Annotated in this window: 8 protein-coding genes; 3 read left to right on the plus strand and 5 right to left on the minus strand. The window is 33.9% G+C overall.

Annotated elements, in window-relative coordinates; translation table 11 throughout:
* Positions 1–75: 75 nt before the first annotated feature.
* Both FC72_RS03920 and FC72_RS03925 read left to right on the plus strand, forming a co-directional pair.
* Positions 76–804, plus strand: a complete 729-nt coding sequence (locus FC72_RS03920; protein ID WP_057764990.1) for a hypothetical protein — start codon at positions 76–78, stop codon at positions 802–804.
* The gene (locus FC72_RS03925) at positions 801–1709 is read left to right on the plus strand and encodes a sce7725 family protein (RefSeq protein ID WP_057764991.1); all 909 of its coding nucleotides are present in this window, start codon (positions 801–803) and stop codon (positions 1707–1709) included. The genes FC72_RS03920 and FC72_RS03925 overlap by 4 nt, the downstream gene beginning before the upstream one ends.
* Positions 1710–1779: 70 nt before the next feature.
* On the opposite strand, the gene FC72_RS03930 is transcribed toward FC72_RS03925, so the two are convergent.
* The 3 genes from FC72_RS03930 to FC72_RS03940 form a co-directional block, all read right to left on the minus strand.
* Positions 1780–3372, minus strand: coding sequence for an SLAP domain-containing protein (locus tag FC72_RS03930; RefSeq protein WP_057764993.1), 1593 nt, complete (start codon positions 3370–3372; stop codon positions 1780–1782).
* 343 nt (positions 3373–3715) lie between these two features.
* Positions 3716–5755, minus strand: coding sequence for a heavy metal translocating P-type ATPase (locus FC72_RS03935; RefSeq protein ID WP_057764995.1), 2040 nt, complete (start codon positions 5753–5755; stop codon positions 3716–3718).
* Entirely contained in the window at positions 5755–6156 is a 402-nt protein-coding gene (locus tag FC72_RS03940; protein ID WP_235805143.1) for a CopY/TcrY family copper transport repressor, read from the minus strand. Before FC72_RS03940 ends, FC72_RS03935 begins: the two co-directional genes overlap by 1 nt.
* 242 nt (positions 6157–6398) lie before the next feature.
* On the opposite strand from FC72_RS03940, the gene FC72_RS03945 reads away from it, so the two are divergent.
* The gene (locus FC72_RS03945) at positions 6399–8420 is read left to right on the plus strand and encodes a hypothetical protein (protein ID WP_057764999.1); all 2022 of its coding nucleotides are present in this window, start codon (positions 6399–6401) and stop codon (positions 8418–8420) included.
* A 188-nt stretch (positions 8421–8608) separates the two neighbouring features.
* Here FC72_RS03945 and nrdJ read toward each other — a convergent pair whose 3' ends face one another.
* Positions 8609–10846 carry a ribonucleoside-triphosphate reductase, adenosylcobalamin-dependent gene (nrdJ, locus tag FC72_RS03950; RefSeq protein WP_057765001.1) on the minus strand — a complete coding sequence of 746 codons (2238 nt, stop codon included), beginning with the start codon at positions 10844–10846 and terminating at the stop codon, positions 8609–8611.
* Between the two features lie 474 nt (positions 10847–11320).
* On the minus strand, positions 11321–13876 hold the full coding sequence (locus tag FC72_RS03955) for a leucine-rich repeat protein (protein ID WP_057765003.1): 2556 nt from the start codon (positions 13874–13876) through the stop codon (positions 11321–11323).
* Positions 13877–13937 lie beyond the last annotated feature (61 nt).

Consider the following 13937-nt stretch of genomic DNA (forward strand, 5'->3'; position numbering starts at 1 on the left):
GTTCTTTTTTTTAACGACAAATGCGAACGTATATTCTATAATATAATTAGATGTTTGCGTGAAAGTGAGAACGTTATGAAGACTAAACTAACTAAAAATCTTGAAACTACCCTTTATCAATACTGTTTGGAACAAGATTCTTATGTTGTTGAGGAAGTTTCAATGCCTGATAAAAAAGGTATCGTTGATACTTTGAGTTATCGGCAACTACCTAATGGTGAAATAGAATGGCGCTGTTTTGAATTAAAAATCACCAAAAATGACTTTCATTCTAAGGCCAAACTATCATTTATTGGGAACTATAACTATTTTGTTTTAACAAAAGAACTTTTTGAAGAAGTTAAAGAAGAAGTTAAAGAAGAAGTTCCCGATAATATTGGAGTTTTGATTTATCGTGCATTCGATCAAAAATCAGTCGAATTATCACCTCAAACTCAACGTGCCCCTGGATTTTTAACAATTGCTAAAAAGGCTAAATATCAAGATCTACAAGTAGATGAAAAATATCTTACAAGTCACTTCATCGCATCATTATTCCGTGAAGTAGATAAAGCTAAACGTATAGAAAAAGGATTGCAACTATACTCTGACGATAAACTTTTTAAAGAACTCAAAAAACGTTCCAAGACCGGTTATAACGTTTATAAACCTGAACGAAATCTATACGACCGTTTTATTGAAGAATCAGAAAACGATAAAATTGCAGCTCTAGAAGAAGAGTTAGACGCAAGAAACGCAGAATACCAAGCACTAAAACTCAAATTACAATCTGAGGATTCTCCAAATATGGAGGATTTGATATGACGATATATTATCCATATTTGCGCGGTCGCATGTATGATTTATTAGCACTAAAAGAATTGTGTGAAAACAATCAATTGGGACCAAACATCATCCCCATAATTGAACCGGTACGCGATTCTAAAGAATTACAAACAACGGTGAATACTTTTTTAAAATGTAATCAATCTTTCAGTGTTATTTCAAATCCTCAAGTAAGTGTTTATGGCCTAAATGACACTAAACTTCATCCCCTACCAGACATGTCAGCTGTTGATAACTTTTTACCGAGTGCCATTTTAGCAGCCGATTTTTCCACAGATTACTTAGATACAAATAAAAGAACTCTTTTAATCGCTAAAAACTATCCACTGTTAAAGGCTTATCAACAAACTGACCTATTAAAAAACGTCACTAATGTGTTGATTCCAGAAGAAGCTAGGTTGCATGAAATAGTTGGAGACAAAGCTGTTTCATTAACTGATCCATTGACTTTTGTAAAACATGTTGAAGATTATAAACTATTAGAAGATGAATATTTTCAACCAGCCAGTTGGTACAATCAGATTGATAATTATGATGGTTTTGGTGATTATTCAATGGTTGGAAGTTTTTACTTCGATAAGGAGATGCCTAGTCGAGCCATTGCACTACATATAATCTATGTAACAAAAGATGGAAGTTTAAGAATCCACCACTTTGTTTCTGATAGTAATGAGAGTATGCGTGGCCAAAAGGAAAAATTCTTTGAGGCACTGAATAAATTAGTCCAATGGTCCAAAAATCATATTAATGGCATAAATAATACTTCTGCTTTACAAGAATTATTAGCTTATAATCAACAAGACAAATTTCCAGGTTTAGGAACTGTGAAGAAACTATCATTAAAGCACCATTTTCAATTGATGAAGAGATTACTTGAATATTAATTACATTTGAATAAAAAAATAGTCCTCATTTTTATAGGTTTTTAAAATCTACAAAAATTGAGGACTATTTTTATTTAACTACATTAACTCCGTCATCCGCTTTAACAAACTCATCTGTAGAAACTCCATAATAAACCCCACCATGCATATCGGTTCCAATTTTGTCTACTTTCCAGTTAGTTCCACCAGATAATGCTCTAACCTTTGAAACTTCTTTCTTGGAATTTTGAAGTGCATAGACTTTATGGTTCTTTGCCAGACTAATTTCCTTTGGTGTATCTAAATTTTGAATCGTCATACTTTCGGTAATTTCTCCGTTTGAAATAAAATCTACATCTGAGGCATTTACCCATTCGTGTGACGAAACTCTATATTGTTTTACACCATTAATGGTTCTGATTTTGTCTGTTTTCCATGAAGAATTTGCCATCAAACTACGATGGGAAACTTTATTGTTATCGTCATTGTATAACGCATAATATTTTGCATCCTTATGTGTTGTAACAATACCTGAAATACCATCATCAACAGGTTTATTAGGAACAACATCAATTTCTTGTACTACGTAGATAGTATTAACTATTGGTAAATCAAAAGAATAATTTTTTATTGAATCATCTAATGATTTACCATTAATCTTGAGATTTAGATTATCTTTATCTGTTGACGAACCACTGTCAGAAGACATGGAATTCATTTTATTGGAGAAGAGTTTATATCCTTCAGTGTCTTTTGCATCTTTATCGCTGTCTCCAAAATCAAGCGGCATTAATCTATAATATGTTCCTGTTTTAAAAGTGTCACCCTCAAGATGTTCAAAATCATCAGTAGGAAGTGGATTTCCGTTATTATCAAATAACTCAGGATTAATATTCATAAATAGTTTACTAAAATTAGGTCTTTTTAATCGTGCATATAATGCTTTGCGATAAAATTCAGGTTTATCATAAATGTTATTGAAGTAACTGACATAAATAGTTCTATTATTACCGTCCGAACCAGTATCGGTAAGTTTAGGATCAACATATTTCTTAGGATCGTCTATGGATGAAATTGGCGTTCCATCCGTAACTGTTATTTTAGATTTATAAGAAAAGTTGGCCGAGGTTGTTTCACCATCCAGAATATTAAGCCTCAATCCAGTTGAACCACTAACATTATCCATAGTTTCACCATCAAGATAAAAAATACTGATATTCATTGTGTAGGAACCAACTCCCAAATTTTGGAAATCTTTCATAGTTTTGATCCGTTCACCATTTGAATTATATATTTGCAAGCCGATCGACACTTCATTATTTTTTAAATAATCTGAATCCGAATCAGGCAATTCTTGACTCATATATTTTTTAAAAAAATCGTAATCAAACAAAAAATATCCTTGACCTAAAAATTTATCGATTCCCGGAACTGGATCCTCATCGTCATTCATATCATCTAAAAGATTAGCATTGTTTTCATTTGAGAAATCCGAATAAAAACTCTTCCTAATACTCATAGACTTAAATTCATTAGCAATTGCTTGCAACCTAGAAGCGTCTATTGGTTGTTGCCCTTCACTATCAGCACGAACTTCGACAGTTGGTATTACTTGAGGCACTATTGGTCCGACCATTAATAATGCAGTAAGGACTACTTCTGAGAACTTGATAATTTTTTTCATATTTTTACCCTCGATTTGCTTTTTGTTAACAAACTCACTATATATATCTAATGTTATTAAATTAATATTTAAAAAACAACTTAAATGAATGATCTATATTTGAAGTTGACCCTCGTTCACTATATTAGATAAGACATCTTCTTTCGCCTGGTAAAAAAATAATGCGCATGGCAGTGTATGCCACACGCATTATTTTAGGTAATACTCAAACTTGTGCTCTCTATCTTAAACGAACTGCGGCAAGCCAACTTCCTGTGCCTGCTACGAATAATGCTTATGGCACAAATCGCCATAAGCATTATCCTAGGCAGTGCTCAGAAGCTGAGCGTCTTGCCTCCGTTCTCTATCTTAGTGTCATAGCATTCAAAGCCACAATAACTGTCGACAATGACATAACTACTGCACCTACTGCTGGGCTTAATACAAATCCTACTCCAGCTAAAATTCCGGCTGCTAATGGAATTGCTAAGATATTGTATCCTGCTCCCCACCAGAGGTTTTCAACCATCTTACGATATGTTTTATGAGAAAGATTCAAGAACTTAATAATGTCACTTGGATCGCTGTTATACAAAACAACGTCTGCGGAATCGATTGCTACATCTGTTCCGGCTCCAATTGCTACACCTACTGTTGCACTGGCTAAACTAGGAGCATCATTTATACCATCACCGACCATCATTACATGATGACCTGTTAATTCCAAATTCTTAATAAATCCGTGTTTATCTTCTGGTAACAACTCGGCTTTAAATTCATCGATACCTAATTGTTTTGCCATAATCGTAGCTGATTCTTTATTATCCCCGGTTAACATAACTGGAGTGATATTTCTTGCTTTTAGATCTTTGATAAATTGAATAGAATTTTTCTTGATTCTATCACCTAAAGCGATAAAGCCAATGATCTTCTTATCTGATACTAAATAACTAATGGTATTTCCTTTATCCAAATATGGTTGAATAACTGTCTTATCAATAGAAATATTATTTTCTTGAAGGTACTTCATGTTGATCAAAAGATATTCTTGACCATCTTTTTGTCCAGACATTCCGTAACCTTTAATAGCTTTGATATTAGTTAAAGTGTCTGCCAAAATATTTTCTGATTTAGCATATTTTATAACACCACTGGCAATTGGATGACTAGAACCTGATTCCAAACCGGCAATCAATCCTAATACCTTTTTGTCATCATAATTTTTATCAAGTGATTGCATACCATTAACAGTAAATTTACCCTCTGTTAAAGTACCTGTTTTGTCCATAACTACGTAATCAATTTTTCTACTATTCTCCATAGCTTGGTTGTCACGAATGATCAAACCATTTGTGGCAGCAATTGATGTACTACGTGACATAACTAAAGGAATTGCTAAACCTAAAGCGTGTGGACATGCAATAACCAAAACAGTAACTAATCTATTCAAAGCCATATTCATATCACCAAAAATCAACCAATAAATAAACGATAATAATCCAGCTGTAACGGCTGCGTAGAACAACCAACCTGATACTTTATCAGCCAAGGCTTGTGTCTTAGATTTGTTATTTTGAGCATCATTAACTAATTTACTGATCTGTGATAAGTAACCTTCTTTTGAAGACTTAGTAACTTTTACTCTGATAGTTCCATCACCATTGATCGAACCACCAACTACTTTTTTACCAATACCTTTTTTAACAGCTTTTGATTCACCAGTGATCAATGATTCATTGATATAACTTTCACCTTGAATGATTTCACCATCAAGTGGAACTGATTCACCAGCACGAATCTCAATAATATCGTCAGCTTTAACCATACCGATATCATGATCCATCGTTGTATCTCCGTGAACCATATGAACTTGACTTGGGACTAGTGAAGCAATTTTTTGAAGTGCATTACCAGCATCCATTGTTGATTTCATTTCGATCCAATGACCTAGTAACATAATTACGATCAATGAAGCAAGTTCCCAGAAGAAATCCATGATATTAGCTGAACCAAAGAAATTATTCATTACAAAAGCATACAAACTGTAAATATAGGCAACACTGATACCCATTGTGATCAAGGTCATCATTGCTGGTTGTTTACTTTGCAATTCTCCTTTTGCACCATTCAAAAATGGTCTACCACCATAGAAAAACAAAATTGAAGATAAGATCAATACTATCCAGTCTGAACCTGGAAATTGAAATTGAAATGGTAAATGTAATCCCATAAATGGTGAAAGAATAAATACGGGAATTGCCAAAACTAATGAAATCCAAAACTTTTTACGAAGATCTCCCATATCCATCATATGACCGCCATGCATCATCATATGTCCGTTTCCCATATCTTCCATATTCATATCATCCATATTGTGCATATCATGATTTTTCATATTTTCCATTATAAACTCGCCTCCAAACAATCACATTCTACTTCATCCGGTGCTGTTTCTCGCTTATTTTGCAACAATTCTATCAATTCATCTATGTCGCCCTTAGATATAGGTGAATTTTTAATTAGATCTCCAATGGCCTTACCTTTTCTCATACAACAAAGACTGTCAAATAAATCATTAACACTCTGATGTATTGCGTCTGTCTCTGCAATTAATGGTTTATAAACATAAGGTCTTGTTGATTCATCAGCTTTCAAAAAGCCCTTTTTTTGAAGTCTAATTATCAATGTTTTAATCGTTACTGTTTTCCAAGTTGTCTTTCTCTTTAAAACTTCAATAACTTCTTTACTGGTTGCCTGACCAAGTGTCCAAATAATTCTCATTACTTGCCATTCAGCCTTTGACATATTTTCAACTTCCATCATTACTATCAGGCCTTTCGTTTACAACTGTAATCTTTATTACAATTCGTAGTTTACAACTGTAATCCATCTTTGTAAAGTCTTTTTACTCAAAAGTTTTTCACTTAATTTTATGAGCAATTAATTTGACTCATAATATGCAAATACTTTTTATATAATATGAATTATTATGCAGGATTATTATGTTAAACTTATGAAAGCGTAAGACATAATAAAGGAGACGATTTATGAAAATAAAAAAGTTTTATATCATATTTATAACCTTTTTATTAACTCTAAGTTGCTTCCAACTAAATGGAACAAACGTATATGCGGACGACAACGATACTGATCCTAGTGTTGAAGATGTAGGTTACTATCACAAGCCTACTAAAGATGTTAAAAAGTTCTTTGGAATCTGGCTAACAACTGGATTTGCATTACAACCAAAGGCAGAAAATAACGTCGTAGTTGGTGATACTGTAACTCTAAGAACTGACTCTGCTAGATCAGCTGTTTATGCGGCTGCTACTTTAGATAGATGGGCAAGATACCAATGGTATAAATTTACTCCAGGAGACGATAAATGGACTGCCGTTATTAAAAATGATGGAGGTAAAAAAGAAAATTTAACTATAACTGGAAAGGATGCTAATCAAACCACTTATTACCAACTTCAAGTTCAATGGATAGGTATTATTCCTAATCCATTCGCAAAAAAAATCTATTCACAAGTTGCTGCTGTCCACACTGTTCCCTATCCCGTAGATGGTGAAGAAATGACAGTTAGGACTGATGACGATTATATTTACAGTACATCTTTTGACATGGCTGCAACTTCGACTTATGCCCATGCAGATATAATCCCTGAAAATTATACTGGTTACGTAACATGGAGTGTTGATGATACATCGTTGGCAACTATCGACGAAGACACCGGATTATTAACAGCCGTAACTAAAAAAGAAGTGCACGGGACTGTAACAGTTATCGGTACTCTCCATAATCCTAACGGAGAAGATATTCAAAGAACTACTACAGTTAAGGTCGGACAAGGTCTAGAAGATCAAACTGTTAAAGCTGGAGAAAAAGCAACATTTTCTATCGAAGGTAATCTTGGTGATTTAGAAGATATCGATGATGATGGTGAAGATGGCGATGAAGGTGGAGACAACAGTGGTGGAAGTAACGAATACACAGTTAAGTGGTATAGAGATAATCCAGACGGGTCTAGAGTTCAAATAAATAAAGATGATGAAGTTAATGGTGCGCTATCTGTAACTACTGATCCTACTACTATGGAAGATGACAACCAAAGTAAATACCAAGCAGTTATTAACGTTAAATTAGGTGTGATCAATAAGAGTTATACAACTAACAAAGCAACCCTTACTGTTATTCCTGATGGATCTCCAGATATAAAAATAGATAATAGTATTGATAATGAGGACTACAATGACGATTTAGATTATGATCTTCATTTATTTGGAGTAAACGAAGGAGATACGATCACTAGAAAATCTACTTTGACTAATAATAGTGGTACTGGAATTCTTAATGGCGGGTCTTATCATGCGCTTATGAGAGAAAGCTCTGTCATAAAATCAGTTATGCTAGATGACAATGAATTATCTACTGACGATTATGAAGTAGTTACAAATTCTAAGAGCAATACAAAAGAAGTAGTAATTCCTAATATGAGCTTTAAAACTAAACAGAGCCACTCTGTAGAGATAAAGTCTACTCAAGGTGCAGTTGATCAAAAAGAAACGGTCCACACTACTCCATATATTGTTGGTCAAGTTTCAGAACCTGACGATTATAGATCGGATGGAGCTGAAGAAGTTATCAGTTATTCCACAAACACTATCAAAATGGATGTTGAAGATATTAACTTTGGTACCATATCTCCTCTTTCAGCAAACGAAACAATCTATCGTCCTGACGAATTAAATGAACCAAAAAACGTTGTTGAAGTGGATGATCAAAGACGTATTAAAAACCCTACTGAAGTTCGAGTTACACAAAATGATAATCTGATTAACGATGATAGTATTAAACTATTAGGAAGTTTACATTTTGTTGACAACGGTACTGCCCATGATTTATTCAATAATGATCAAGTTATTCAAGCAACAGACGAAGGAAATGAAGTTCCATCTATTGGTTGGTCTAAAGAAAATGGAATTCTCTTACATATCAATGATAATAATTTTGCTGCAGGAGTATATAAAACTCAGTTAAATTGGTCTATTGTTGAGAGTATTTAGGTTATTTAAATATGTAGTCGAAACGCGCAACACAACATAGCTTTTTATATTTATCCTTAAACTTGCTGCTTAAACGCGCAGAAAAACACAGCTTTTTCCGCTTAAAGCAAATGACCCTATCAATCCAAAATCGGATTGATAGGGTCATTTGCCTTAATGCTCGAAAGCTGAACGTGTTTTTCTACGCTCTATTTAATTGGACATGCTCCACTTTCACAATCAGATTGATCTACTAACTCTAGATCTTTCTTATCATGATCACCACTTAATTCAGAAAATTCTTCAGCAACATTTCCTTTTATTTCAGATTCACGTTCTTGATATATTTTCTTATCGATTGGTTCTTTAGGTGCTTGTTTAAACTCCCCACCACTGTATGGTAACAATGAAGTGGATTTTGTAGTATTGCGGTATTGATACATCAGTGGTGCAATTTCTTTAGCTTCATTTGGTTGGAAAGTAACGGTACAACTAACCGCATTATCTGACCAATATGTTTGCAAAAATGCTTGTGTAGCAAATTGTTCAGCAATTGAAACATTACCAGCTGATGCAAAGTTAGGGTTATCAGCATTAACTGCCTTAACTGGAAATTCAACACACATAGTATGTTTTGTATAAATATCTGGTTCGATCTTGTATCCACAAGCTTTCAATGCTGGAAGCAATGGATCGTTGTCTTGGAATCTAATTCTTTGAATTAGATAACCTGCATAATGGAAATGCATTCCTTCTGAAACACCAGCAAGTTTAGCAACAGTACCTGATGGTTTAACAGTTGTATGTTTAATTGAAGGCTGGCAATTTAAAGCCTTTGAATAATCAGCATCAGCTTTAACAACGGAATGATACAAATCATCAAATCTCTTAACAATTCTTTGATCGTAAACAGGTTTCTTAATAGCAACACCATCATCCATAGCATCTTCAAAGCCTGTAACTACACGATTTCCAAAAGTATTTAAGATCCAGTCTTGAATACCTGACATTGAAACTCCGATACGACGATTCTTTTGAATAACATTACGTGAAACTTCCCAATCGTAATTACTGAATGTAACACGTTTTGTATATCTAGCCGCTAAGCCAAAAGCTTCTTCCAATTTCCAACCTTGTTTTTCGGCAATAACTGGAAATACTTCAAATAGATTACATGGTTCACCGTTACTTAACGAGATTTCACCACATGGATTAGTACCTTCAACCGCATCATCAATTCCTGGTTGGTAACCGTCGGCTATACGACCATAATTACGTGATAGTTCAAGGTTAACGATTCCTGGTTCTCCATTATGTGTAATGGAATCTGCAATTGGTTGATACTTAGTGAACTTAGAATCAACAGAAACACTATTATTTGAAGCCCAACGATGATGATAAAGCTTCTCTTGGTCTTGCTTCATTGTAATAAAGTCATTATCTGTAGCCCCACCTAAAGCAAGCTCAGCTGAACGACGAACGTTACCAGCAACAACCGTTTTACCAATAAGGTTACCCATATCTGTACAGTCAACAGAAGTTAATTGTCTTCCTACGGCCTCATCTAAAACTTTATTAATATCAAAGAACATTTCAATCAATGGAACAGGACCTGAAGCAGTACCACCAAATCCTTTGATTTTAGCGCCCTTTGGTCTGATATCAGTAATATCTAGAACAACATCATCGATTTTTTCTTTATTTGTAGATACAAAATGAGCATCGATCATATTAGCATTGGCAATTACCCAACCTTCACGAGTATCCGGTAACTTATAAAAACGTACATTATCTGTACTATGTGACTTCATCCACTCTTCACGGTCAACTGCACCAGCTTTAAGTGAATCTGCATAAGAAGCACTCTTTTTATCGATCAAAACTGTTAAATTAACATTTTGATCGACAACAGGCATTTGTTTCATATTTTCAGGAACAACGGAAAAACCAACTCCGCCACCCTTCATCAGTTGATCAAACATAAATGAAAATGGCATCGAAACAGCAACTTGATCTTTTTCCAAATATGAAGGAACAATATGACTGTCACCATAAGATTGTGGACGGATAGCGATAAACCAGCAATTATTTAAAGCATCACCATTTCTATCTTGATAGTCAGTTCCAGAGATCCAAAGATTTCTACCTGAAGGAGTAGCAGCTAATCCATAAACCAATTTATATAATTCTTGAGCTTCACTAACAAGTCCAGAGTATGCTTCATCAGTTAACGAATCCTTTTGCAAACGTGGATCAAGATTGATATTTCCTTCAACAACACGTTTAACGGTTTCAGACCAGTTTTCGGTACGTCCTAGTTCAGGTATCCAGCGAGCATATGTACGCTTGTAAGTGACCCAGCCTAGTTCTCCCCAATGTGGTTTGATTGTTTCTTTAACATGATCAACAAAATCTTTTTTTAAGGTAATTTTCTTTAGTAAACTCATTATGCTTCACTCCATTTAAAATAAATAACACAATATATAGTATCTCAAGTCATATGAGATAACAAGATATTGTGCTTAAAAATTACTATTACACAAAGTACCGATACGAACAAAAGTTTGGTATATCAAGTAGTAGCTAAAGTAGATATAAAAAAAATATTTTTTAACTTCACAAACAAGAAGTTATATTTGAAATTTCAAACTCGCAAATTCAATTCTAATATGTTTATAAGTTGATAATCAATGGTTTTTTTAATTACTATTTGCATCTATATTTCAAGAGGTTGACAAGAAATTTTTCAATAAAAAACTACTGAAATGGTCTTGACGTTTTTAAAGGCTGTTTTCTGCCGTCTAATAAATAAAGTTCCCATTTCAGCGATACACCTTAAATAGATTTTGAGGGATTTAAATCGCAAAAATTTCCTTTTTCCTATATTCAATCAAAAAAGCATCCCTCTCATGAGGATGCTTTTAATTTTTTCTTTTATCAAAACCAAAAATTCCAAGAAATCCTAAAATAATTACACCTATCCACGTCATGACATTAGATTTCTCACTAGTCTGTGGAAGTTTAGTGCTATTTTCAGGAACATTACTACTTATTTCCATGTTTCTCGAATCATTATTTGCTGGTTTTACAAAATCATTTCCATCATTAACGATAATCTCAGAAGCTTGGCCGGATCGTCCATTATAGAAACCATTGGGTCTCTCAATATTTTTTTGACCATTTGACGATGGACTAAGAATATTTAAGTCTGAACTAGAATTGGAGTTTGTTTTTGAACCAGTATTTGAATTTGAATTCGTATTTGGCTTGGAATTCGAATTAGTGTCGGTATTAGTTCCCGAATTATTATCAGGTTTAGTTTCTGAGCCACTATTCGAGCCCTTTCCTGAGTCATTATTTGTATCTTTTCCCGAGTCAGTTCCTGGATCTGTTTTTGAACCTGAATCATCGTCATCTGGATCAGGGTCAATTTCGGCATTCTTTCGATATATCACTGAATTATTAGCAGTTATCGTATCATCATTAACCGTTGCATATATGGATGCAGGACTAACTGTATAACCTGAAACCGTGGGTACTACCACTCTTACCTGTGCTCCCAGTTGGCCTTCTACTTTTGGTACAACTGGATCGTGTTCCAAATTACTAGGAATAGTAACATCAGCAATTACCATTTTTTTCTTCAAATTCAATTCCAGATCATTAGTTCCATACCAACCAGTATTTGATCCATTTGAAGTAAGAATCAATTTCATGACAATATCTTTTCCTTGATAATCCTTTGGAAGTGATAATTCATCTTTTGATTCATCATAATCTAAAAGATTATTATCCAAAGTAAACTTTAATCCTGACAAACTATCAACAGACAATCCCAGTTGTTTTGCTATATTCTTTTTAACGTCCAAAGCTTTGGTGACCGAAACCTCAGCATCAACTGATAAATGCTTCTGATTGGAAAAAGATCCATCACCAACTGTCTTTATATTTTGTTCAATATTTATATTTTGTAAGTCATTACTATCAAAAGAATTATTCCCTAAATTATCTAGTGATCCCTTTAAGTCAACTCCGGTTAATCCATTATCAGCAAAAGCGCTTTCCCCAACGCTTGTAACGCTACTTGGAACAGTCAAATCACCTGATAAATTATTTTTAGCAAAAGAATATGTTCCAATAGTATCCAAGCCTTGATCCAAACTCAGATTTTCAAGTTTATTATTATAAAAGGCAGAATTTCCAACATTAGTAATATTATTGGGAAGAATTAATTCATCCAATTCATTATTTTCAAACACACCGGTATTTATCTTCGTTACTTTATTGTTAAGTACTAAATCAGTTATTTTATTATCATCAAAAGCATAGTCACCAATATCTGTTAATAATTCTGGCAAAGTAAGCGTGCCTGCTATTTGATTGCCTTGAAAAGCCGACGTTCCAATGGTTGCAAGTTTATCAGTACTCGTTCCAGACGTTTGATCACCAAAGACTAGTCCAGTTATCTTATTATCTAAAAAAGCATAATCACCTATGTTCTCTACCGATGCTGGAATTGTTATTACCCCAGAAATATCATTATTCTGAAAAGCTGATGTCCCAATGGTTCCAAGGCTAGATCCTAATGTTAAGTCATCAATATGATTTCCTTCAAAAGAATATCCACCGATGGTAGTAGTTTTATCCGGTATGACTAGCTTACTAAGGTCATTATCACTAAATGCGTAATCATTAATTACCGTTGCTTTATTCAAATTAATGTCGTTTATTTGATTATTGGCAAAAGCATAAGCCCCAACCGACCATGTACTGTCAGGTAAACTTACTTTAGTCAATTTATTATTTGCAAAAGCGTAATCACCAATTTGTTGCACACTATTAAATTTGATGTCACTTAATTGATTATTTTCAAAAGCATGGCTTCCAATCGACCATGTACTATCAGGTAGATAAATTGATGTCAGTTTATTTCCAGCAAAAGCATAATTCCCAATTTGTTGAATATTTTTACCAAAAGTAACTGAAGTCAATCCATCAACAATCGATAAATTATCTGAAGAACCAGCTTCGTTATTAAAAGCATTATCTCCAATTGCTGTAACTGGACTGTCTTTATATATATCAGGAATTGTTATATCTGTAGAATACGTTGGATCTACTCCACCATTTGCGGCTTTTTGAGCAGCACCTGTGTATCCAGTAACAGTATAATTTCCTTTAGAATCCTGACTAAAACTAAAATCAGATTGATCATTAGTTGATGTATCTTCATTAGAGTTACTTGTTGAATCGTTATCGTCAGTATCAGTTGGTGAGGTGGCTTGACTGTCATCTGTTTTAGGTAAAGTTGTTGTTTGCTCAGTTTGATCCTGGTCGGAATTTACTTCACCTGTTGAATCAGCTTTAACGTTTGTTCCAATCATCATACCAGCGCCAAGACCAATCAAAGTCGCACTAGTCAAAAATAATTTTCGTTCTGTTTGATATTTTTCAGTCAATTGGATATTGCCAAACATCTGTAATTTACAAATGCCCTCTCATTTATATAATTTCTATCATATATACATTTACTATGTT

It is taken from the genome of Companilactobacillus tucceti DSM 20183 (assembly GCF_001434665.1).
GTDB lineage: Bacteria > Bacillota > Bacilli > Lactobacillales > Lactobacillaceae > Companilactobacillus > Companilactobacillus tucceti.